24 protein-coding genes and 1 tRNA gene are annotated in these 24048 nt (G+C 44.1%); 5 read left to right on the forward strand and 20 right to left on the reverse strand.

From position 1 onward, the window contains the following. Positions 1-2 precede the first annotated feature (2 nt). Both KI742_RS11145 and KI742_RS11150 read right to left on the reverse strand, forming a co-directional pair. The gene (locus KI742_RS11145; protein WP_086046620.1) at positions 3-1142 is read right to left on the reverse strand and encodes an efflux RND transporter periplasmic adaptor subunit; all 1140 of its coding nucleotides are present in this window, start codon (positions 1140-1142) and stop codon (positions 3-5) included. 466 nt (positions 1143-1608) lie between these two features. After that, the gene (locus KI742_RS11150) at positions 1609-3246 is read right to left on the reverse strand and encodes a methyl-accepting chemotaxis protein (RefSeq protein ID WP_285386177.1); all 1638 of its coding nucleotides are present in this window, start codon (positions 3244-3246) and stop codon (positions 1609-1611) included. Positions 3247-4020: 774 nt separating this feature from the next. Here KI742_RS11150 and KI742_RS11155 point away from each other — a divergent pair. Then, entirely contained in the window at positions 4021-5010 is a 990-nt protein-coding gene (locus KI742_RS11155) for a Solitary outer membrane autotransporter beta-barrel domain (RefSeq protein ID WP_025766900.1), read from the forward strand. A 5-nt stretch (positions 5011-5015) separates the two neighbouring features. Here the strand turns inward: KI742_RS11155 and KI742_RS11160 are convergent, their stop codons facing one another. Further along, a complete protein-coding gene (locus KI742_RS11160; protein WP_005378271.1) occupies positions 5016-5264 on the reverse strand; it encodes a hypothetical protein in 249 nt (82 codons plus the stop codon). Between the two features lie 816 nt (positions 5265-6080). Here KI742_RS11160 and KI742_RS11165 point away from each other — a divergent pair. From KI742_RS11165 to KI742_RS11175, 3 genes are all read left to right on the forward strand, one after another. Beyond that, positions 6081-7412: a cytochrome ubiquinol oxidase subunit I gene (locus KI742_RS11165; RefSeq protein WP_213893717.1), complete on the forward strand. Its 1332-nt coding sequence runs from the start codon at positions 6081-6083 to the stop codon at positions 7410-7412. 2 nt (positions 7413-7414) lie between these two features. After that, positions 7415-8407 (forward strand): cytochrome d ubiquinol oxidase subunit II, encoded by a 993-nt coding sequence (locus tag KI742_RS11170; RefSeq protein ID WP_285386175.1) that lies wholly within the window; start codon positions 7415-7417, stop codon positions 8405-8407. Between the two features lie 350 nt (positions 8408-8757). Then, positions 8758-8886: a hypothetical protein gene (locus KI742_RS11175; protein WP_017635045.1), complete on the forward strand. Its 129-nt coding sequence runs from the start codon at positions 8758-8760 to the stop codon at positions 8884-8886. A gap of 273 nt (positions 8887-9159) precedes the next feature. On the opposite strand, the gene KI742_RS11180 is transcribed toward KI742_RS11175, so the two are convergent. The 3 genes from KI742_RS11180 to KI742_RS11190 all read right to left on the reverse strand — a co-directional run bounded on the left by KI742_RS11180 (position 9160) and on the right by KI742_RS11190 (position 12764). Further along, positions 9160-9247 (reverse strand) — tRNA-Ser (locus tag KI742_RS11180). Positions 9248-9391: 144 nt separating this feature from the next. After that, positions 9392-9841, reverse strand: coding sequence for an L-alanine exporter AlaE (locus KI742_RS11185; protein WP_054575116.1), 450 nt, complete (start codon positions 9839-9841; stop codon positions 9392-9394). A 502-nt stretch (positions 9842-10343) separates the two neighbouring features. Further along, on the reverse strand, positions 10344-12764 hold the full coding sequence (locus tag KI742_RS11190) for a hybrid sensor histidine kinase/response regulator (protein ID WP_047100819.1): 2421 nt from the start codon (positions 12762-12764) through the stop codon (positions 10344-10346). Positions 12765-12815: 51 nt separating this feature from the next. On the opposite strand from KI742_RS11190, the gene KI742_RS11195 reads away from it, so the two are divergent. After that, a complete protein-coding gene (locus KI742_RS11195; protein WP_005378278.1) occupies positions 12816-13427 on the forward strand; it encodes a YecA family protein in 612 nt (203 codons plus the stop codon). 73 nt (positions 13428-13500) lie between these two features. Here the strand turns inward: KI742_RS11195 and KI742_RS11200 are convergent, their stop codons facing one another. From KI742_RS11200 to cydX, 14 genes are all read right to left on the reverse strand, one after another. Further along, positions 13501-14667: a glutathionylspermidine synthase family protein gene (locus tag KI742_RS11200; RefSeq protein WP_285386174.1), complete on the reverse strand. Its 1167-nt coding sequence runs from the start codon at positions 14665-14667 to the stop codon at positions 13501-13503. Positions 14668-14675: 8 nt separating this feature from the next. Beyond that, on the reverse strand, positions 14676-15245 hold the full coding sequence (locus KI742_RS11205; protein ID WP_025766906.1) for a DUF1190 domain-containing protein: 570 nt from the start codon (positions 15243-15245) through the stop codon (positions 14676-14678). 8 nt (positions 15246-15253) lie between these two features. Then, complete coding sequence (locus KI742_RS11210; protein WP_005378281.1) at positions 15254-15670, reverse strand: DUF350 domain-containing protein; 417 nt, start codon at positions 15668-15670, stop codon at positions 15254-15256. Then, complete coding sequence (locus KI742_RS11215) at positions 15670-16713, reverse strand: potassium channel family protein (protein ID WP_213963977.1); 1044 nt, start codon at positions 16711-16713, stop codon at positions 15670-15672. Before KI742_RS11215 ends, KI742_RS11210 begins: the two co-directional genes overlap by 1 nt. A gap of 118 nt (positions 16714-16831) precedes the next feature. Further along, positions 16832-17893 carry a quinolinate synthase NadA gene (gene nadA, locus KI742_RS11220; RefSeq protein WP_017820046.1) on the reverse strand — a complete coding sequence of 354 codons (1062 nt, stop codon included), beginning with the start codon at positions 17891-17893 and terminating at the stop codon, positions 16832-16834. Positions 17894-18144: 251 nt separating this feature from the next. After that, positions 18145-18897 carry a tol-pal system protein YbgF gene (gene ybgF / locus KI742_RS11225; RefSeq protein ID WP_005378285.1) on the reverse strand — a complete coding sequence of 251 codons (753 nt, stop codon included), beginning with the start codon at positions 18895-18897 and terminating at the stop codon, positions 18145-18147. 15 nt (positions 18898-18912) lie between these two features. Next, positions 18913-19437 (reverse strand): peptidoglycan-associated lipoprotein Pal, encoded by a 525-nt coding sequence (gene pal / locus KI742_RS11230; RefSeq protein WP_054729597.1) that lies wholly within the window; start codon positions 19435-19437, stop codon positions 18913-18915. Between the two features lie 30 nt (positions 19438-19467). After that, positions 19468-20820, reverse strand: coding sequence for a Tol-Pal system beta propeller repeat protein TolB (gene tolB, locus KI742_RS11235; protein ID WP_005387925.1), 1353 nt, complete (start codon positions 20818-20820; stop codon positions 19468-19470). Positions 20821-20832: 12 nt separating this feature from the next. Continuing rightward, entirely contained in the window at positions 20833-21900 is a 1068-nt protein-coding gene (gene tolA, locus KI742_RS11240; protein ID WP_042522108.1) for a cell envelope integrity protein TolA, read from the reverse strand. 13 nt (positions 21901-21913) lie between these two features. Next, positions 21914-22357 (reverse strand): ExbD/TolR family protein, encoded by a 444-nt coding sequence (locus KI742_RS11245; protein WP_005378298.1) that lies wholly within the window; start codon positions 22355-22357, stop codon positions 21914-21916. 3 nt (positions 22358-22360) lie between these two features. After that, positions 22361-23059 carry a protein TolQ gene (tolQ, locus tag KI742_RS11250; protein ID WP_005378301.1) on the reverse strand — a complete coding sequence of 233 codons (699 nt, stop codon included), beginning with the start codon at positions 23057-23059 and terminating at the stop codon, positions 22361-22363. Further along, entirely contained in the window at positions 23049-23468 is a 420-nt protein-coding gene (gene ybgC / locus KI742_RS11255) for a tol-pal system-associated acyl-CoA thioesterase (RefSeq protein ID WP_017820044.1), read from the reverse strand. The genes tolQ and ybgC overlap by 11 nt, the downstream gene beginning before the upstream one ends. 172 nt (positions 23469-23640) lie before the next feature. Next, on the reverse strand, positions 23641-23943 hold the full coding sequence (gene ybgE / locus KI742_RS11260) for a cyd operon protein YbgE (RefSeq protein WP_005378304.1): 303 nt from the start codon (positions 23941-23943) through the stop codon (positions 23641-23643). Then, complete coding sequence (gene cydX, locus KI742_RS11265; RefSeq protein WP_000270284.1) at positions 23936-24043, reverse strand: cytochrome bd-I oxidase subunit CydX; 108 nt, start codon at positions 24041-24043, stop codon at positions 23936-23938. Before cydX ends, ybgE begins: the two co-directional genes overlap by 8 nt. Positions 24044-24048: the final 5 nt, after the last annotated feature.

Below are 24048 nucleotides of genomic sequence, written 5' to 3' on the forward strand. Positions count from 1 at the left end.
GATTACTCCTGTTCACCGTTTTGGATAGTTACCGAACTGCCTGGCCCTACCTTTTGTAAACCGGCGGTAATGACTTTATCACCCGCGTTCAAACCATCAATAATGCGCCATTGGCTATTGATCGCTTCGGCAGTCTTCACTGGTTTCGCTTCCACTTTGTTCTCGCCATTAACCGTCATCACTGTCGCTTTACCTGTCGCATCACGAGATACCGTATTTTGTGGTATTAGAATCGCATCAGGGTCGACACCAGTAATGACCGTCGCACGAACAAACATTCCAGGTAGCAACAAACCGTCAGGGTTTGGGAATTCGGCACGAAGCGTCACGCTGCCCGTACTTTCGTTCACATTGACCTCAGTAAATTTCATTGTGCCTTTGTGTTCGTAAGTGCTGCCATCTTCAAGCATCAATGTAACTTGCGCAGAGTCATCTTCTTGCATATGGCCTTGGGAGAGTGATGCTTTCAAACGCAGCAGTTGCGCGGATGATTGCACAATATCAACATTGATAGGGTCAAGCTGCTGAATGGTTGCTAATTTGGCAGCTTGGTTAGCCGTAACCAACGCACCCGCTGTCACACTCGATTTACCGATCACCCCGCTAATCGGAGCTTTGACTTGCGTGTAATCTAAATTGATTTTTGCTGTGTTGATCTTGGCTTTTGCGACTAGGACCTGCGCTTTCGCTTCTTTGTATGCCGCTTCTGCTTCATCCAAGTCTTGTTGGCTGATGGATTTTTTGGTGATCAAGGTTCTGTAACGCTTCACCGTGGCATAGGTCGACTCTGCCGCAGCTTGCGCACGGATTAATTCCGCTTCAGCGCTCAGCAAATCCGCCTGAAATGATGAATCATCAATTTGATATAGCGACTGCCCTTGTTCAACAAGGCCACCTTCAACAAAATTTCGCTCCGAAATAATGCCAGTGACTTGCGGACGAACTTCTGCTTCTTTGAATGCTCGGCTACGACCCGGCAACTCTACTGTCAATGCTTGGCGCGTTGGCAGCACTGTTAACACTTCTACTTCGGTTGCGGGCGCAGGACCACCACCTTGGCTCGATCCTTCTTCGCTAGGTTGACATCCAACCACAAAAAGGCTCGACGCAATCAGCAGAGATAGCGTGGTTTTACGTCTCATGAATTTTTCTCTCTTATCTACCGACAAGCCTTCAAGATTCCTTATTAAAAGCTTCTAGAATGACTTAATAATGACTAACGGATGTATATCCAGAACAAATTAATTAGGATGATAAATACCCAGTGTTGTACATACAACAAAATTTACAGTTCTATACGCTTACGAAAAACGTTTATGGTAAAGGTGTTATGAAGTTCTCAAATTTGAAGATTTTGGGTTGGAAATCACATTTTACTGTGTGCAATTGCAATGGTTAAAAAGCAGCAAAAGTGATGATAAAAGCATCATCACGCTGTACAGAGTTTGTTACCGCTGTCTAGGGTTATTTGCCCACTCTGGTATACGAACTAAAGTGAGAAAGGAATGTAAATATAGTCGAAATTTCACAAGTCAGGTTCGCCACTTATCTAAAAAATAACCCGCTAAGAAGCGGGTTATTTCGTCAGTGAGATTGCTGTTCTCAAGCTTATACTTTGAACTGACTGACCTGATGAGCTAAACGTTGAGTTTGCTCTGACAACATGGCTAAAGAAGCTTGCGCTTGGTTTACGATTTCCACAATTGAAGTGCTACTGTCTGCAATGCCTTGTACGTTGCTATTTACTTCGTCACTTACTGTACTTTGCTGGCTCGCAGCCGTTGCAATGTGTGTATTCATCTCGTTCATACGTGAAATCGCGTTCAAGATTTCAGAAAGGGATTCACTCGCTCGGCCAGCGGACTTGATCGTTTCATCACTGCTATTTTGGCTACCGCGCATCACTTCTACAGCTTGTCCTGCACCAGATTGTAGCTTTTCAATCATGGTTTGGATTTCTCCCGTACTCTGTTGCGTACGACTGGCTAAAGAACGAACCTCGTCCGCTACCACAGCAAAGCCTCGCCCTTGCTCTCCAGCGCGAGCCGCTTCAATGGCTGCGTTAAGCGCTAATAAGTTTGTTTGCTCGGCAATACCACGAATTACATCCAGTACGGACGCAATGTTACTCACATCATGATCCAATGTGTTAATGACGTGGCTTGCGCTTTCGATTTCACTTGCGAGGCTACGAATTGAGCTAACCGTTTGATCCAAAATAACATTGGTATTGGTAAGTTCATCATTCGCTGTTTGGCTCGCAACCGCAGCTTCGTTAGCGCTATCGCTTACATTTCTGCTGGTGACTTGCATTTCATGCACTGCCGCCGCTACCGCCTCACTATCTTTTTGCTGAGAAACGGTCGAATTCGCGATGGTCGTGGTCAACGAGCTAAGATTTGCCATTTCGTTACGTAAGGTATTTGAGCTTTCAATTACCTGAGCGACTGTCATTTGAATTTTGGACACAAACTGGTTAAATGCGTCTGCTAAATTGCCAATTTCGTCTTGTGTTTTTACATCGATTCGCTGACTTAGATCACCTTCACCGGACGCAATTTCTGTCATCGCATTTTTAATATCATTGATAGGCTTCACAACCGTTTGCAACAACAAAAACGCCATCGCAATAGCGGCCAGAATAACAATCACAATGCCCGCTTCAAGAATGAGTTCTGCTCTTGTTGCAGCCGCTGATATTTCGTCCTTCAATTGGCTTTGCTTTTCTTCTATTGCATCTTTTACAACGTTAAGCTGCGCTCTAACCTCGATAAATTGGTCTTCAAAGGTATGTTTGTGCTCATTGTAGTAACCACGCCATTGAGATTGAGGTAAACGTAGCATCGCCTCATAACTTGCTAACCATTTTTCACCCAAAGAGACAAGCGTTCGAACTTCATTACCATGTGTAGAAGGCGTCACACCGGCTTGTGATAGCTCAATCATTTGTTCCATACGTGGCAGCGCTTTGTAGGCGTTGTCTTTGTATTCACCGATGTGATGATCAATATCGTTTTGAGTATCAGAAAGTGCAACACCTTGGATTGCAGATGTTGCTTGGTAAAGATCGCGATAAGCATCCTCAATCGTTAATAAGTTCGGCACGATCTGTTCGTTGAGTGTCTCACTCAATTCAGATTGCTTCCAACTTGTCATAACGTTTAATACAGAGCTCACAATAAACAATCCAATAATCAATGACAGCGGAATCACTATCTTCTGCTTGATCGTTAAGTTCTGGAACATGAATAGACTCTCTTTATTTATGGTATACAAACTGCCGGAAATTATATCAAACAAATAGAGTATACCATTAGGTAAAAGAGGCTATTCAACATGAAATCTAATGACTTTTTGACAAGGGTTCTAATTTCAACAATTAGTTGATTTTATACAAAATTTAACAAAGAGATCTTTTCAAAAGATGCAAATTAAAATGCTCTTTCAAAACGAAAAATATGTAACAGAAAGTGAATTAAAAGGGACCACATTTTGAAGAATAGATCGAATCAATGATTTACTGAGAACACATACAAAATACAGTTTTTGGATTGAGCACGACCGCGTAATATGCAAAGGTCCGAACATTTCTTCTAAAGCTCAAAAAAACCATTGTTTATCTGACGTATTTAAGGGTACTCCTTGATGATGTTAGTCGTGATGTTGGCAGACAGGATGCTTACAAGTTTTCGAAGTTAACCAGTAGCACAGTGAACGATTCAGATTTTCTTGAGCGCCAAGGCAATAAAAAAGTTTGCTATTTTCCTCTCAAGAGACGCATTAAAGAAAATAATGCAACCTAGTCACAAAGTCTTGCTACATCTTCAGAAAAGAATGATGTTGCTAAACAAATCTGGTGCAGCATACACATTGAAGCTAAACTCGTTTAAGGAACTTTTTCATATCAATATGAGAAAACATAGATTTCTCAAAGTTACACCGACCATTCAACGATTAAACTAATGTTAGCGTACCGGTACGTCCAAAAACTCCATGCATGAACCATTTGAAAGAGCCAAAATGTTCCAACCCAACTTCGCCTCAGTGGAGTGGCGAGTCGTTTCGCTCGCTCTCCTACTCTCTCTTCCTAACACAGCTCAAGCGGATCCACTAGATAAGGAAATTAGCAACCTTCTCCAACAACGTTTTTCTATCGCGGTTTTGCTGTCCGACACTGACGCAATTGCGTTTGGTATTGGCGACTTTGATCCGAATGCATTATTTGATACCGCCAACCCAGAGTTCGGGACTGACGAGTCAATCAATGAACGTCGAAGCAAATCCGTATATGTTCTCCCTTACACGACTAACTTTGACATAGAGGGCAGCGAGGACTTACATGAGCTGTCGTTTAAGGCATTTACGATACAAACAGAGAATGATCTCAAACTATTCGGCACAAGTAAGGATCTTCTCAAGGAAAGGACATACGGTGCATCGATTGGTTATGGGTATCTATACAAAGCAAGTGAAAACGTCACCCTTAGCACCAGAACGACGACTCACCTTATGCGTTATAAAAACTCATTCTCTACAGATAATAAACTTTCATCCATCATTGGAAGAATCCTAGACGGCCGTGCCGTTAACGTTTCAGCATGGGCGGCAATAGTTCAACCATCCATTAAAGCCAAATACACGTCTCCCACAAGTTGGGGGAAATGGCATGCCAGTTCGACATTGAATTCATTCATTGGGCACAGCTGGGGAAGCGCAAATAACGGCAATATAGGCAACCCTAAAGGTTGGTACCTATCTAATGAAATCACCGGTTACTACAATATTTATCACGGTGAGCAAGCTTTATTTACTGGGATTAAAAGAGTCGACCTTTCGCATGATTTAAGCGACGAACTTGGAAGTCCGCATTACTACGAAGCTTCTATAGGATGGCTATTTTATGCACCAAAGCCCTTTGATTGGTTGGACAATTTCGGCATAGGCGTTAACTTCAACTACGGCTCGACTCTCAGAGGTGGCAGCATTCAACTTTACTACAACAAACAATAAAGCCGTCAGTACAGGAACCAGTTGGTAGCATATATAACAAGAAGAACTAGAAGACACAAAAGGAATGGCAGAGTTAGCGTCTTCGCAAACTTTTTCATGAGACTTGGGTTATCAAACACTACACCTTCCGCTTCTCTTACCCTTCGCTCTTCGTCAAAATGCCATTTAATGGCTAAGTAGGCTCCTATCCCTAATACAATAAGCTTAAAAGCTCCAGCAAAGTAAGGAAAGAAATTAGCCCAACTGTCATTCATTATCCATCTCCATCAAATTCAATATCAGCTTTGCGGTGGCAGAATCCAAAATTCATGTAGAATGCCCCCCTCAAAGTCAGACTCTCTGGCTAGCGCCAGTCTACTGCTCGAGATAGCTGTCCACAACTCTCTTTACCATATCGGCATCTATTAATTATTTAATAAATAATAAGAAAGACACTAGCACACTTGCTGAAAAGTAAGTGTCAGTTTGGATTGAAACTCATCAGGAATCGAAAATGGTCCGCAGTCGACTTGTTGATCTAGTGAAAACCGAATTACCTAGCGCCAAATCGTTCGCTAGTATAAAAATGTAGCCTATCGCACTTCTGGTCGAGTGCTAACGAACTTATGATGCATATGTCATTAGCAGTGCAATTTTAAGTTTATCAATTAGCTAAAGTTTCCCACCTTAACTGCCAGTAAGTTTGCTGTGTTTGAGATGTTCTCGACATGACTAGTGTATAAATAGTATGGAGGTTCAAAGTGAAGGCAAGGCAATTTTCCTTACTAAAAATATTGTTTCTGTAATTTTATTTCAGGATTATCGAAACCATCATAAGGATAATTCGAACTAATCTTAATTCATGCAGCCTCAGTTACATTTGCTTTCTTTTACTCACTTCTCGCGACTATTAGCGGCATTTTGAGACAATTTCCCACACTCCTTTCTTTGTCTTAGTTGATATAAATCATGGTTAGAAGAAAACAGAATCACCTGTATTTCTCGATACATGAATCCAAACTGCCCGACTTTTCGTAACTAAATTACAGATAGACACGATTTTTAGTATGGCACGTTTTTGAGGAACCAAGATGTTAGATACCCTCATGCTGTCGCGGATCCAGTTCGCGGCCAATATCAGCTTTCACATTCTCTTCCCGACCATCACCATCGCGTTGGCATGGATGTTGGTGTTTTTCAAGTGGCGATATAACCGCACACAAGCCCCCGTATGGCTCGATGTTTATTACTTCTGGGTCAAGATATTCGCTCTTACTTTCGCCTTAGGCGTGGTATCCGGTATTACGATGAGCTTCCAGTTTGGTACCAACTGGCCAGGCTTTATGGAACGAGTCGGAAACGTAGCTGGACCATTGCTCGGGTACGAAGTGATGACCGCCTTCTTTATGGAAGCCACCTTCCTTGGCGTGATGCTTTTTGGACGAGGACGAGTACCGGAGTGGGTTCATACTCTCGCCACCGTTCTGGTTGCTGTAGGGACAAGTATGTCCGCATTTTGGATTCTGGTGCTTAACAGCTGGATGCACACACCAAGCGGCTATGAAGTAATTGACGGTATTGTGCATGTAACCAGTTGGAAGGAAGTTATTTTCAATCCTTCTTTACCGTACCGTCTTCTACACACGCTATTAGCATCGGCGCTGACTGCCAGCTTCTTGATTGCAGGTATCTCGGCTTATCAAATAATGAAAAAGTCAGATCACCGCTCAGCCAAACTTGGCCTAAAAGTCGCGCTGTTCGCGGCGGCTGGGTTCATCCCGGTACAAATCTTTGTCGGTGACCTTCACGGGTTAAACACGCTTGAACATCAACCTGCAAAAATTGCAGCGATGGAAGGTGTGTGGGAGACCGAGCAAGGCGCGCCTCTTCTACTATTTGCGATGCCAAATGAAGAAACTCGCAGCAATGATTTTGAAGTGGGCATCCCTAAGTTGGCGAGTTTGATTCTTACGCATGACTTAGACGGGGAAATCCAGGGACTTAACGAGTTTGCGCCTGACCACCCGCCAGTGAAGCCCTTGTTCTTTGGTTTCCGCGTGATGGTTGGTGTAGGTGTCCTTATGTTGCTGGTTAGTTGGTATGGCGCGGTGAAGCTAGCACGTAAAAAATCGCTACCTAAACCTTACCTGTACACGGTATTAGCCATGACGTTCTCTGGTTGGATAGCCACACTGGCGGGGTGGTATGTTACTGAGATTGGCCGACAGCCTTGGTTGGTCAGCGGTGTATTGCGTACATCAGAAGCCGTCACCACGGTTGCGAGCAGTAGCGTGATGACTTCGCTCATTATGTACTTAGCCATTTACGCTGCATTGCTGGTTGCGTACATCCATACCCTGTTCTATTTGGCGCGCAAAGACGTTGCAGCCCATGAAGTCCCACTGACACAACAAGAGGCCTAATCATGCTCGACTATCTACCAGAAATTTACCTTCTGCTGCTTGGCTTCTCGGTCTTTATGTATGCCGTGCTCGACGGCTACGACCTTGGCGTCGGTATCCTGTTGCCAAGTGATAATGAAGCGCAACGTGACCGAATGATAGCATCTATCGGCCCTTTCTGGGACGCGAATGAAACGTGGTTGGTGTTAGCCGTCGGTATTCTGCTGATTGCCTTTCCTACCGCTCATAGCTTGATTTTGACGGAGCTTTACATGCCGACCGCCATCATGCTTATCGCACTGATCATGCGTGGCGTGGCATTCGACTTCCGAGCCAAAGCCAACTCGGATCATAAGCCTCATTGGGATTGGTGCTTCCGAATTGGCTCGCTAATCACCGCACTAACTCAGGGTTACATGGTGGGTCGTTACATCATGGGGTTTGAGCAATCAACCGAAGCATTTGGCTTTGCATGGTTAAGCGCACTTTGTGTAACAGCGGCGTACGTTTACATCGGTGGCGCATGGTTGGTACTGAAAACGGAAGGTGATTTGCAAATACGCTCGGCGCGTTGGTCTCGCCGTGCTGGTTGGTTAGCGGCTCTGGGTATCTTGGTAGTGAGTGTTGTAAACCCAATTGTAAATCAACAAGTTGCCTTGCGTTGGTTCAGCTTCCCAGAAATCTTGTTGCTTGCCCCAGTTCCGTTAATTGTATTGGCAACCATCTTCCTAGTTGATCGCTATTTGCGTCAGGTTCCAATGGTGAATGATCTGGGTGTGCGCTGGCCTTTCTTTGGTGTCACCGTCATTTTCGCGTTGAGCTTTCTAGGTCTTGCGTACAGCTTCTTCCCAGAAGTTGTGCCGGGGTTGATGACCGCACAACAATCGGCCTCCTCACCTGCGACATTAATAATCGTGGGCTACGGTGTGATGATTGTTATGCCGGTGATATTGCTTTACACCTTTGTGGTATACAGGATCTTCAAAGGCAAAGCGACAGAACTTAGCTACAAGTAGGAAAGGGAATTCCTCAACAAAGCGCCGCTGCTCATGCGGCGTTTTTTTGCAGTACTCAACGACTAAAGTATCTACCCAAGGCGACTGAGTGGGAACGCTGAGAGAATGTAGCGGCAGCCAGTAGTTTGTTCCTAACTAGAACGAGATAACCGTTTCTCAACTATAGCGATACAGGCACAAAAACAGAAAGAACATTTGATGTTACAAAAGGTAGACCGCCACTTTAAAACGCTTTGAGTATTTTTTTGCGCTCAATGAGGTGCAAGTATACTTATGCTTTTTATGACTTGTGAACACTCAATTGCATGTTATGTTGCTGTTGAAATAGTACATGAAATAAGGACAAGAACATGAAGATAAGATGCAAAACGACGCAAAGCATTGAAAAATTTAACCCTGATGACCTCAATCCAAACACAGATCTCTTTGGTATGATTGCTGTTGTATTCGTGTTCATGGCTGTTTTGCTTAGCATCTAGTAGCACTACGTTCATTCTTGTGGCCGTATTCATACCTCATGTGATATGGGTGCTAAATTCTAGATTAAAGCGGATAGGCTAACCCGCACCAATCAGATTATGGCTGCCTCTGTATAGCTTCTTCAATTTTGGCGTTGTATCGAGGTGAGATGTGAATAGTTGGCTTGTAGATAGAATGGCGCTTGCACCTTGAGCACTCTTGTGTACTTTCAATGACGCATTACTTTAGTGTAGATACGAAAAAAGGCCTGACAAATCAGACCTTTTAGAATGTGGCGGTGAGTGAGAGATTCGAACTCTCGATACGTTGCCGTATACACACTTTCCAGGCGTGCTCCTTCAGCCACTCGGACAACTCACCGAATCAAATTTTGGTTAGCATCATTGGCTAACGAGGCGCTAATTTAATGATTATGTGCCTGATGGTCAAGGCTAAACATAAAAAAAAGCGCCCTTTTCGAATCGATTGCTCACTAAGTAACTAAATTGAGCAAAACTGGGGCATTTAGATGCTTTGAGAATAACCGGGAACACGGAACCAACGGCGGCACATGTCCAAGAAGTACCCATACAACACACCCATGCCACAAGAAATAACAGCGTTACTTGCTACTGCGGTCACAATTTGATCTGTAGATGCGCCAACTGCGAATAAGATACCCGCATAAACTGGAGATTGAAATAGTACATAAGCGACCAGATCAGAGATATTCTTCATAAAGGAAGACGGTGACACCTTACTACCTTGATGCAGCACCCAATCACGAAAAACCCCATACGGCCAAGCAATGGCGATATTCACTGGAATCGATAGCGTACGCGATGCTAGAGATTGCTCAAATGTCATCCCTGAAATCAAAATCTCGACAATCATCCCTGTGATAAAGCAAAAAACAACCATAGCAAAGGTATCCGCTGCGGCGTGACGAATACAAAATGGTCCACGAGACTTCATTCACAAAACCCTTAAAATCAAACACTGCAATTAATGAAAATAATAAAACTATTAACCACCAAAAAGACATCAAGCCAGTTAATGATGCAATTAGAACACACAAAAACTAGCTTATGGCTCTGTATTTAAAATTAAGTTGTAAATTTATAACCAACTTTTAAAGTAAAAGTAGTTTTTTTCACCAATGGCGAGTAAAAACGCCTAAAATCACGTAAAAATGGTACAAAAACACGGATTTCACTTACATAAAAAGGGGTTACGATAATTATTTTGACGTAAAGTTAGAACAAAACTCGGACCGAAAACAGTCACTCCTATAGCTTATGCTACCAAGCTGCGAAAATTCAGAGTATTACCGATATAATCACAGTAGAAGGTCTTGCTGTTTTACTCGTAAAAGTAAAACTGCAAGCCTGTTCATTGCGGGTTAGAAGAGTTTGTCACGAAGCTGGATGACGTATGAATAGTAAGAACAATTCACAGTTGCGCCATATTGATTAAATTATGGTGAGGCCAGCAAAATCGTTAATGTATCGATATCATCTTGGTCTGGGGATTGCTGACGCTTTAAGTTACTTCTTATCCGTTCGGCGACTGAAGAAACGTCGCCACTGAGTTCAAGGGGAGCCTCCGCAATGATCGCTGAAATAGCCTCAAGTGCTTCATTAAGATGTCCATTATCTAGAGCGACATAGAAGTTGAGTAACCACTTTTCAGCATTAAAGCTATCTGCTGCATTTCCATCAAAGTCCGATTGGTACTGATATAACTGTGTCGCATGAAGATACAGTGCATCATTTAATTCAGACTCCACTATTGGTTTCGCTATTATGTGGTCTGCTCCTACATTAATCATACGCTCTTGTGTTTCTTTGAACACATCCGCTGTACAGCCAAAAATCAGTACCGACTTAGCAGGTGAACTCATTGCTCGAATGGCTGATATGGCCCCAACGCCATCTAGAACAGGCATATGATTATCCATCAGTATCAAATCAAATGGTTTGATCGCAACCTCATCGACTGCAAGCTGACCATTTTCGACACTTGTGCACTCAAAGCCCTTGGCTCGGAGGAAAGTTTCCATAATGATCGCATTTGTTCGGTTGTCTTCAACAATGAGTGCTTTCAACCCTTTACAGTTCAATTTATGTGTATTGATTGACTCTACTTTACCCGGCTTGCAAGGTGTAAGGGCAATTTCGACAGTAAAAGTCGTTCCAGCGTCCTCCTGACTCTCTACAACCACTTGCCCACCCATATGTTCCGCGATTTCTTTGACTATTGCTAAACCAAGCCCTGTACCACCAAACCGTCTAGTCGTTGATGACTCTGCTTGCTCAAAAGGACGAAAAATGCGTTTTTGTGCCTCTTTTGAAATACCAATCCCTGTATCTTTTACCTTTAGTATCAGCTTGGTGCCAGCCTTACTCGATTTCTCGGCTAGCTCTACCTCTACGATGCCACGATCGGTGAACTTAACAGCGTTATTGAGTAGATTGAACAGTACTTGACGCAAACGGGCTTTGTCATTGTTGTACCAACGACCCGTTGGTAAATGCGAGACTACTCTAAAGCGAAGACCTTTTTCTGCACATAGCGTTTGATAAACACTCTTGATACTGCCGATAATCGACTCAATTGGGAAAGGCTTATTTTCAAACTCAACATGCCCTTGTTCAATTTTTGAGTAATCTAAAATCTCATTGAGTAATGTCATCATGTGATCACCTGAATCATAAAGTGTTCTCAGGTGCTTACGCTGCTCATCGGTAAGTGGTGTTTTTAACAGTATCTGGGCAGTTCCTAGTACACCGTTCATTGGTGTGCGAATCTCGTGGGACAATGTGGCTAAGAATGCCGTTTTAGCGTTTGTCGAAGCCTGAGCTTTTATTCTCTCCTGCTCTAAATAGATCGTCTTTTCATTGAACTTCTCGATAAGCTGTCCGATTTCGTCATCGCTATCGTAGTCAATATCTATGATCCCACCAGTTTTCGAGTCATCAATCTTAGCGGCAATGCGAACAATTGGTTCAACAATATAGCGATTCAGTAAGTAGTAACCGACCAAGACACACAAGAGCAAAAATGGAATGATCCTCCCCTCAACGCTCATCACTTGTTCAAACACTTGATCGGCGACTTTAGCTTTTGCGTTGACAACTTCCATGCGCCAATCGAACTCTCCGAAATCAAGCTCGCTGACATAAATTTCGTCCGTCAGTTGAAAGTTGTGTTCAATAATCACGTTTGAGTCAGCATCGCGAACCACTACCCCCAAAGAATGCTGGTTCGTGTGCTCTCGAATAAACTGAAAAAGTGCATCAAGTGATAGGTCTACCGTTACAACTCCAGCGAATCGACCGTTTTGGTAGTACGGAGAAGACGCGGTAATCATCTGGACCTGAGTAAAGGTATCGATGTAAACCGTAGACCAACTAACAGAACCTACCGGAGCATCGGCGGCAGCGACATACCAGGGTTCATTATCATAACCGCCAGATTCGGGGTTATTGTAGGAGTGAATTTGGTCAATACCACTATCACTGTTTTTATTGAAGAATAGACTTTTATATCTCCATTGTTCTGCTTTGAGTTCGGGTTTAGGCCATACGCCACCACTAACAAGCATCTTGTCACTCAATTGAAGAATATGTGGAATTATTGTGTTGAGAGATTGAATATTTTCAGTCCCTTGGGCTAGCCCTACTAAGCTGCTCAATACACCTGTAGAACTGAGGAGGGGCTCTTTGATCTCAAGAGCCAGGAGTTGGGTACGTAACTCTAGGTTTTGCTCTAGCTTTTGTCTAACCGGTGGCTCAACAACCAAATAGGCGACAGAACCGATAGTGGCGATAAAGAAGCACAGGTAAAGTGTTAGGGCGAGAATGCTTTTTTTTCTAAGTGATGAGCGAATTTCCATAGATGTGTGAATCATTCCCTAATATCGATTTATCACTAATTGATTGGTAAGATGAGCGCAATCAACCAGCCCATTAACAAATGGTATTCTATTTTGAAACTACAAGACATCCTTTCTCTCCCAGAACTTGACGGTAAACTACTAAACCTAGCAAAAACTCAAGGCTTTGTAACAGCGATGGCTGCAGCGCCAAACGTATTAATGCCTCAAGAGTGGTTGCCATTCTTATGGGGTGGAGAAGAAACAGCGCCATTTACTGACGGTGAGCAACTAGAGCAATACATTGACGAGATTGTACAAATGTGGAACCAAACTCGTCCCGCTCTCCTAGAAGGCACTTGGCAGTGGCCTGCAGGGTGCGCGCTAGATGAGCAAGACATTGTAACAAGTCAGGCTCGCGATTTCTGTGAAGGTGTATTACAAGGCTGGCAACTTGCGCGTGATGACTGGGAAACGTTGATGCCTGAGGATAGCGAAGATAATGCCCTACTCGGTGGTGTTTTACTTTCTCTTACTATGCTTTACGACCCAGAAACGACCATTGAAACATTGGCCGAACAAGGTATGGAAGGCTTAGAGCAGTTTGAGGAAATCTTCAATGCAATGCCAGTGATGTTATGTGGTCTTACCCAGCGCGGTGTTGCATTAGCTGAAGAACAATAGACGCAACGCTGTCGACCATCAAGATTGAACGGCTGAATAGACAAAAAGCTCTCCAAATGGAGAGCTTTTTTGATCATGTTAAAATTACATGTGGAATATACCGCGCCATATCTTGAGTCACTAAGCTACTGTCTTCCCTAATCGAAATACCGGCAGCTCTATCATTGACCAACCAACTGCCAATTAACGTATGGTTTTGCCCAAACTTAGGTAGTGGATGGTATTGCTGGACGATATTGAATTGAGATTCATAAGGCCCTGACGTTTTAACAAAACGTTTTCCATCGATGACGATCTCGATGTTCGCGCCCTCTCGAGAAAATAGTGGCTTGATGACATAATCTCTCATAGTGTTCGCTTTTGAATCGTTAGCAAAATAAGCGGGCAAAAGGTTCGGGTGGTTAGGAAAGCGCTCCCACAATAACGGTAAAAGTGCTTTATTGGATAGAATCGACTTCCACATCGGTTCTAACCAGTTTACGTTCGCAGTCGCTAAGTACTTCGCATATTCCTCTTCAAACATAAACTCCCAAGGGTAAAGCTTAAACATCCAACGAATCGCTCTGTCGTCAGCATCCACAAACAGACCATCTTCCGTCACTCCAATATCTTCGACATGCACGAATGCCGTTGCTAACCCTGCCTCTCGCGCGCAATCCTCTAAATACTGGACAGTCCCTTTATCTTCTTCAGTGTACTTGCAGCAGCTAAAGTGAAGTGTTTGTCCTGGTTGGTATTTTGCTATTTCGGCAAAGCGCTCGATCAAAAAGTCTTGAAGAATATTGAATTGATCCGCGCTCTGGTGAACTCGACCTTTATTTACAACATCTTCTAGCCACACCCACTGCCAAAAGCCAGTTTCAAACAAGCTGGTTGGCGTATCCGCATTGTTTTCCAGTAATTTTGCTGGCGAGGTCCCGTTGTACGCGAAATCCAGCCGCGAATAAAGCGAAGGTTCGCTTCGTCTCCATGAAGAAGCGACCTGCTCCCACATAGATTCAGGGATCGCACATTGCGTCAGCAACCACTCACTCCGAACGACTTCATCCACAATAGCCAGGCACATCTGATGCAGCTCTTCAGTGGGCGCTTCTATATCGCGCTCAATTTGCTCAAGCGTGAATTGATAGTAAGCACTCTCATCCCAATACGGTTGGTCATACATGGTATGGAAACCAAAACCAAACTGGCGTGCTAATTCACGCCAGTTTTCGCGCTCTTGTATTTCTCGTCGAAACATAGTGCTTTTTAACCGCCTCGACTGACCGACACCGCTTTACCAAACCCGCCTCGAGACATCGCCCTGCCAATGGTGCCGCCACCACGTTTGTTAAGGCTATTCGTCGCGACTTTGGTCGGCTGATTTCGGTAGGAGCCAAAGAATTGTCCTGCTCCATTATAGAATTTGGATTTATAACGGTACATCGGCTCTGAGTAATAGCTCTTGTTATAACCTTTCAACCCGCTTAATGAGCGACTGTAAAAAAAACCGCCAAAGTTAGGTACATAAGCTCGGGAACTGGAACTGTAGTAACAATCATCCTCGTAGAAATCATTCTCGCATTCGAACTCGCTGCGGTAGCGAGGGGCATTTTGTTCGGCACGAGCTAAAGCTTCTTGGTATGCAATGTCACACTGTTCACTAAACTCAGGCGAGTTAGATTTACACTCATCGGCATCAGAAAAAATGTACCCTTCTGTTTTTGACTCGTACGTAGCAAAGAAGAAAATACCACCAAAGGCAGCAAAGGGAAGAATTTTCCCAAGCTTTAAGCTTTTGTCCATGGAAGAACGTTTAACGTTAGAACTCCGCTTCATCGTTCCTCCTAGTAAGTCATGCAAGCGGCATTCAATACGCCGACCGAAACAGAAACTGCTGCTAATACGATACCGGCTGGCAGTTCATCTTTTTCGATACGCTCTGCCACTTTCGGAAGTAAAATAAAGCGTACAATTGCAAATGCGATAATTTGAGCAAGCATTGCGACAACGCCCCAAACCATAAAATCGACGATATTGACTGAGTTTTTTGCCGCCCCCGAAATCGCGAGACAGTAACCAAGGAAAGCCCCACTTAGCGCAATCGCTGCTGCTGTATTTTGTTTTTCTTTAATCAGATGCCACTCATCGTATGGCGTCAACTTGACGTAGATGAACTTAAACGCCAATACAAAAATAATAGAAACAGAGAAATAGAGTAAAAAGTTTGGGAAGCCTGCTAACAGGCCGGCAATCATGTGCATTATTGTTCCTTGTTCATTTCTTTCCAGGCAAAATCTTCAATACGTTCATCTGCAATGTAAAACAGCTTGGTACTCGCGGGTACTTCAGCATCTAAATCTGGGTTGAGTTGAATACCATCGCCAATATCAAAAGCAATCAGCGTGGCATGATGGCGTCTTTTGAGAAAAACGAAGAGATTCTCAATAGTGGTGGCAGACTGCCCCTCAGGATAAATAACTGAGTATTGCGTCATACCTCGTGTTGAAGCCAAAAGCTCCTGATGAAGCGCACTTGAGCCCGGGTCAACCGCCGCTTTTGCCAACATTTCTGCGCCAACAGCAGGTATGCATTCCGCTTTCGGGCAATGCTGACTTAGAAGTCGGCCTAGCGCTTCATCTTTAAAGTAAGCGACCAAATGAGCGGAAGGGTTTACAGATGCGCAGTATAGAGCGGCTGACAAGGTAATGTCGTCCGAGAGATTATCCACAATAATGCAAGCGGCTTCGGCAATATTGGCGTTTTTCATTTCTTGCGAATCGGTATAACTGGTCACTTTGATAAAACTGATTTCGCCAGGTAACGGGTTCTCTATTTCTGAACGGCTGCATAAAACAATCGGGCGCTTTCCCTCTTCTTCATGTTGTAACATGCGAATAAGGTGCATCGTTCTCGATCCATTCCAGCCCAACAATACAATATGGTTTTCCACTCTTACTCTCCGTTTTCCTAAAATACCCGCTCGCCAATAGTCCATCGCTGCTCCAGCGACACGCCCCAATAATGCGGCGAATAAGCTCAAACCGCCGGGGATTACAAATAGTACGACAAACCATTTACCCATATCTGTTACTGGAGAATGGTCGCCATAACCCACCGTACTCGCCGTAACCATGAGGTAATAGATAAAGTTAGCGAAACTGTCTGTTAATGCTGTTTCACCAGCGAGAACCAGCAGCCACCATGAAAGGCTCACATATAAGCCACTAAAGATGAGAAGGCTTCGGTTGCTCAATTTAAAAAGGTGGGAACTAAGCCACTTTTTAACTACTAACCACACCGCCATAAATTTATGACCTCGATATTCATTGATTGCATCAATAGTAACTCATTGATAGTAAGACACAAAAAAACCAGCCATATTCGGCTGGTTTTTGAGATTTACTTTCAGTTACGCCTACTTTTTAAGCATTACCTTTCACTTGCATATTTAGCTGCTCAGCAAAATCTAGCATGCGGTTCAGTGGGATAAGTGATTTCACACGTAGCGCTTCATCAACAAAAATTTCGTGCTCTTCACCACCTTCACTAAGCGCTTTCTCAATTGCTTTCAAACCGTTCATTGCCATCCAAGGACAGTGTGCACAGCTGCGACATGTTGCGCCTGCACCTGCGGTTGGCGCTTCGATAAGTTCTTTCTCTGGCACAAGTTGCTGCATTTTAAAGAAAATGCCTTTGTCTGTCGCAACGATCATTTGTTTGTGAGGAAGCTCTTTCGCTGCTTTGATCAGCTGACTCGTTGATCCAACGGCATCGGCAAGTTCTACGACGCTTGCTGGTGACTCAGGGTGAACCAAAATAGCCGCATCTGGATACACGCTCTTCATTTTTCGTAGCGCATCAGCAGAGAACTCATCATGAACCACACACTCACCCTGCCAAAGCAGCATATCTGCGCCAGTTTTGTTAGCGATGTACGATCCTAGGTGACGGTCTGGTCCCCAAATAATTGGCTTATCTTCAGCGTCTAAGTGTTCCACGATTTCAAGCGCAATGCTCGATGTAACGACCCAGTCGGCACGGGCTTTAACCGCTGCTGAAGTATTTGCGTAAACTACAACCGTATGATCAGGGTGAGCATCACAAAACTCGCTGAACTTATCCGCAGGACAGCCAAGGTCAAGCGAACATTCCGCTTCCAACGTTGGCATTAGAATGCGCTTTTCTGGTGTCAGAATTTTGGCCGACTCGCCCATAAAGCGAACACCACCAATAATCAATGTACTTGCAGGGTGACGATTACCAAACTTCGCCATTTCCAACGAGTCACCAACAAACCCGCCAGTGTCTTCAGCTAGGGCTTGAATCTCAGGGTCGGTATAATAGTGTGCGATAAGTACCGCATCTTTTTCTTTGAGTAACTTTTTAATACGCTCAATGTAAGATGCTTTTTCTTCTTCGCTTAATGGAACTGGTTTCGGTGGGAATGGGTAAACAGTGTCGATTTTATCTAATATATGGCTCATTGCTCTTGCTCTACGCAACTTCCTTTAATCCGAGTATTGTAACCTCGTTAATTTTCAAAAACCAACTTGTCGCGGGGATTTCTAGCGGTCTAGCCGTATATCTTTGTTACAGGTAGCATTTCCGAGTAGCGAAATTCGGTGTAACACAAGGTCAGAGGCTCTGCATCATTGCTATCGACTTAGCCGTTCTGCACCAACAGAAAATGGAAAAGAAAAAGGAAGCCGAGGCTTCCTTTTCAAAACATAACGTCTTACAGCTTAGAGCTGGCAAGTTTTGCAGATGCACTACCTGGGTATTCATCAACCACTTGTTGGTAGTACTTTTTCGCTTGAGCTGCATTGTTATTACGCTCAGCGATTTCGCCTAACTTAAGCAACGCATCGGCTCGCTTGTTGGAGTCTTTATAAGACACAACAGCGGCAAAACTTTTCACTGCATCCTCATCCTGCTTTTTAGCGAAGTACAACTGACCTAACCAGTAGTGAGAATTCGCTGAATATGTAGAATCAGGATAATCTTTCTGGAACTGCTGGAACGCTGCAATTGCGCCAGTGTAATCACGCTTTTTGAGAATGAGGTCAACTGCATTCTGATATGCCGTTTGCTCATCAACATTTGGAGTGTACTGGCCACCTGTTTTCACAGGTTGTGCTTCTTGTGCAGGTGTGGATTTTATCTCTCCACGAACACGATCCAGCTCGACAAACAACTCACGTTGACGTTGCAACATTTGTTTCATTTCGTAGCTATTTCGCTCTAATTGACCACGCAATTCACTGATCTCTTGTGACATTTGGTCAATTTGCTGTTGCATTTGGAGCTGAACGCGATTGCGATTTTGTAGCAAACGTTCTAGACGTTCTACTTCCGTTTCAGATGAACGGCTCTTAGAGACGGATGATGTGCTGTTGAGATCGGATACTGGAGCTGGTGCAGCGAACGCAAAGTTCGCTGCACTTGCCAGTAACGTAAGCGCAACAGCGCGCTTAGTGTTACTGAACATGAGGATTACCTCGAATTAGTATACTAGAACCGCGCGACGGTTCTTAGCGTAAACTTCATCTGATTGACCTAGAAGAAGTGGCTTCTCTTCACCGTAGCTAACGATTGAGATTTGGTCAGCTTGAACACCTAGTGCTTGTAGGTAGTTCGCTACTGCTTCTGCACGACGCTCACCTAGAGCAATGTTGTACTCAGGTGTACCGCGCTCATCAGCGTGACCTTCGATAGTTACGTTAAGTGCTGGGTTCTTGCTTAGGTAAGAAGCGTGAGCCGCTAGCATCTCTTCGTAATCTGCTGCAATTGTTGAGTTGTCAAAAGCAAAGTAGATTGTTTGAGTTTCACGTAGCGCTTGCTCTTTTAGCTCTTGCTCTGTCAACTGACCGCTTTGATCAATTGGCGTAGCTACTGTTGTTTCCACTGCGCCATTGTTGTTTGTTGCTGCACCAGTGTTAGAAGCAGCGTCGTCGCTTGAACTACACGCTGTAACAGCCATTACAGGAAGCGCGATTAGTAGCCCTTTTAGAACCTTGTTCAGTTGCATCTTATTTTCCTTTATTAATCAAACTTATTACTACAAAAACGGTGACCATGCAGGCGCTCGAACACGCCCATTTGTTGCCGGTAATCTAGCTTTGAATCGACCATCAATTGACACCATCGATAGTACGTTTTTCTTGTTGTAAATCGAGCTATACACAACCATGCCACCGTTTGGGGCAATACTAGGAGACTCATCAAGCAAGGTCTTAGTTAAGACTTGAAGAGCACCAGTTTCCAAATCTTGTTTCGCCAAATTAAATCCTGCGTTGCTGCGGTTCACCATAACTAGGAATCGCCCATCAGGAGTAATCTGACCACCCAAATTTTGGCTGCCTTGCCAAGTCAAACGGTCAATAGAACCGCTGCCCAAATTTACTTGATAAATCTGTGGTTTACCACCCCTATCCGATGTAAAAATCAACGATTTTCCATCCGGATGCCAGAACGGTTCCGTATTATTTGATCTGCCACGCGTAATTTGCGTCAGCTTACGAGTGTTAAGGTCAAACGTATAAACATGAAGCGAGCCTGTTTTAGAAAGAACAATCGCTAACTTATTGCCATCTGGCGAAAATCTTGGCGCACCATTGTGACGTGGGTATGAAGTAATTTTCTCACGTTCACCGGTGTAGATGTTCATGATGAAGATTTCTGCTTGGCCATTTTGGAAGCTAACATACGCAAGCTTTTTACCATCTGGTGACCACGCTGGTGACATTAATGGTTGCTTAGAACGTAAAACCAGACGCTCATTGTAGCCATCGTAATCAGCGACTCGAAGTTGGTAAGGGAAACGGTCTTTATCGTTCACTACCACATATGCGATACGAGTCATGAAAGCGCCACGGTCGCCAGTTAACTGTTCATACACCAAATCAGAGATACGGTGAGCGTACTCACGCATACGAGGCCCTTGAACAGTGGCTACTTTATTGAACAGCACATGATCTTTTGACAGAACCAATTCACCGTCACTACCAAGCGCCTTACTCTTCCCACCTGTTAACTGACCACGCACAATATCAACAAGTTGATAGTTGATAACGTAGTCACCTTGGTCGTTTTGCTTGATTGAACCAGTCAATAGCGCATCCACACCTAAATTGGTCCAAGCATCAAAATTAACTTCTGATTCACTGAACGGTGTTTGTGGCATTTTGCTCGTTGGAACTGGGCTGAATTTACCACTACGTTGTAAATCCGAGGCGATAACAGCAGAAACATCCGTTGGAAGCGCTTGTGTGCCCTCCCACTTAAACGGAACAACAGCAATTGGTCGTGCTGAATCAATACCATCGGTAATGACCAACTCTAATGCGGCATTCGCCACATTTGTCATACTGCTAAACAGTACAAACATTCCTAGTAAAAGGCGTCTAATCACGTCTTATTCCTTTTAGTCCAAAGCAACAGTTATGTTGATGTCTTTTAGTCTTTCATTGACCGCTGATTCTGAAGATTTAGGGAACGTCCCTACCTGAGCTATTGCTCGCTTCGCCGCAGCACATACTCGAGTATCGCCACTCAAAACGGTAACACCAGAGACCATCATATCAGTTCCTGTCGGAATCAATTTGATGTTTACCCTACACTCCTTTCCCAGCAAGTAGTCATCCTTAATCAGCTTTTGCTGAATATTTTGAGTATAGATGGATGACATACGAGAAAGTTCGTCGTCAATAAATTGATTGCGCGCAGCACTGTTTTTACTGACCTCATCCTCGAGACCCGCAAAAATATCATCTAACGCGGCTTCTTGAGCTTTACGCTCACGCTCGGCACGCTCAGCTGCTTCTCTCGCTTTACGCTCTCGCTCCGCTGCCTCTTTTGCCGCTTTCTCTTTTGCAATGCGCTCTTGTTCAGCTTTTTCAGCAGCTTCACGCTCACGACGTGCTTTTTCTTCCGCTTCTTTTGCTGCTTTTTCACGAGCCAAACGTTCTTGCTCAGCTTTTGCTATAGCCGCTTCTTTTGCTAAACGCTCCTGCTCAGCTTTACGCACGGCTTCTTCTTTTTCCTTGCGCTCTTTTTCTAGCTTAGCAGCTCGCTCTTTTTCTTTGCGAACACGTTCTTCTTCCTGCTTGCGCTCTTGCTCTTTTTTCTTACGTGCAGCTTCTGCTTCTCGCGCCGCTTGAGCATCTTTCGCTTGCTGCTCTTTCAACTTGCGAATTTGCTCTTCTTCAGCTTTGCGGTTTTTTTCTAGCTGCTCTGCTTCGCGTCTCAGTTTATCAAGACGCTCTTGTTCTTTTTTCGCTGCCTTTTCGCGTTGCTGGCGAATTTCTTTCGCTTGTTGCTGCACAAGTTTTGGATCGATGACAACAGCTTGAACCATTTGCCCTGTAGGCTCTGGTTTAGACATGTTGAAGTCCGTCCCCCAAAGCAGGGCTGCAACTAGAATTGCATGCAAACCAACCGATATTGCTATCGGTTTGGCGTATTGGTTGGGTTTCTTCTTGTGATCTTTCATAGATAATTGATGTCTATTCCCTGATATCGGTCATTAGACCTACCTTAGGGATACCAGCTCGACTTAGTTCATCTAGCAATAGAACAACATCGGCATATGGTGTTGCCGCGTCGCCACCTACCGCAACTGGTGAATCCGGCTTAACCTCTCGCTCCGCTTTCACTCGCACAATAACATCTTGCAACGACAAACCTCGCTGAACTTCTTCATCATTTACGCTTAGGCCTAAATTACCCTCGCTATCAATTTCGATGATAATAAAGCTACTGTCAGTCTCGCCAGCAAGGTCTTGCATAGATTCTGCGGTCGATGTTTTCGGAAGATCAACGTCGACGCCTTGAGTCACAAATGGAGCGGTCGCCATAAAAATGATCAACAGTACGAGCATTACGTCGATATACGGAACAACGTTGATCTCCGCTGTCATTTTTCGCTTTTTAGGTTGATAACCCGCCATGCTTTATTCCTTATCCGCGCTGTCTCGGCCAGCCATCGCTTGACGATGAAGGATGCTGTGGAATTCTTCAGAAAATGTTGCGTAAGTGTGCTCTAGTTTACTCACTTTATTGCTTAGGCGGTTGTACGCCATTACTGCCGGAATAGCCGCAAATAGACCCATCGCTGTCGCGATAAGTGCCTCGGCGATACCCGGTGCAACCATAGACAGCGTAGCTTGCTTTACTTCACCCAGCGCAATAAAGGCGTGCATGATGCCCCAAACGGTACCAAATAGGCCGATATAAGGGCTTATAGAGCCGACTGTTGCCAAAAACGGTAAGCTTGTTTCTAGCTCATCTACTTCACGAGAAACAGCAACGCGCATTGCGCGGCCAGTGCCTTCCATGATGTAAGCTGGTGAATTTGCGTTGCTCTTACGTAGGCGAGCAAACTCTGTAAAACCTGCGTAGAAGATTTCTTCTGTGCCTTCAATTTCGTCTTTACGCGCTTTTACTTTTTGGTAAAGCTGAGAAAGATCAGTACCCGACCAAAATTTGTCTTCAAACTGCTCTGCATTTTTTGATGCTTGAGAAAGCACTTTGCTGCGCTTGATGATCATTGCCCATGACACAATTGACATGCCAAGCAACGTCAGCATCACAAGCTTTACCAACAGACTGGCCTGAAGAAAGAGATCTAAAATGGAAATATCAGCAGTCACTATTTGTTAGCTCCGAATTTATAAAGGTTGGAATAGCTATTGGTTTCATTTTCTTATTATCGATACATGCTACCTTAACCGAGGCCTTGCACAATATCTTGCCTTGATCATTGACCAACTCTTGACAGAATTGCAGAGAAGCACGTTTTATTTCTGACACTCGGGTTACGACTGTCAGATGCTCGTCCAGCCTAGCGCCTTGGTTGAAATCGATATCCATGTGTCGGACAACAAAGCCGATATTTTGTTCCAGTAACACATGTTGAGAAATGCCTTTAGCACGTAACATCTCTGTCCGTGCGCGCTCAAAGAATTTTAGATAATTAGAATGATATACAACACCGCCCGCATCAGTGTCTTCATAGTACACAGTGATCGGCCAGTGAAAGAGATTTGATGTGCCTTGCAAGGGAGTACCAATATATTCAATTCTTTAAAGTAATTACTATAACTGAAGCGACAGCAATTGGTACCGAGCTAAGGAAATATTTTTGAAATTTGTAGAAAAAATAAAAGCTAGGCGAGATACCTAGCTTTTATTCGGTGATTTAGTAACCGACTTTATTACAGCATATTTCAGCCTAAATGAAATAAAGTGCCGTTAGATAAATTAAGATAGCTAACGAGAAATAAGGACTAAACAAAACTTGCCAGTACCAGTTTCTTGGCTTGAAGCCCACCCCATACACCATGCTTGAACATACAGACCAAATCAGTGCTGGTGCGATGATTGAGTTAAAACCACCAATTGCTTGATGGTAAGCTTCAGGGTCCCACATCACCAATCCTACGTGCATAAAGCCAAGGATGAGAGATAAGACTCGTAGCAGAGTCTTATCCATTGGTGCGTGAAGTTTCGCTACCTTATCAGCGAGGTTACTCACTGTCTTTATCCATCATTTCTGAGTGCTCTAGCCAAAGAGCGTTGATGATACCGAATGCACAAGCAAGTAGTACACCTAGAATCCATGCGAAATACCACATAGTAA

It is taken from the genome of Vibrio sp. D417a (assembly GCF_030248595.1).
Classification (GTDB): domain Bacteria; phylum Pseudomonadota; class Gammaproteobacteria; order Enterobacterales; family Vibrionaceae; genus Vibrio; species Vibrio alginolyticus.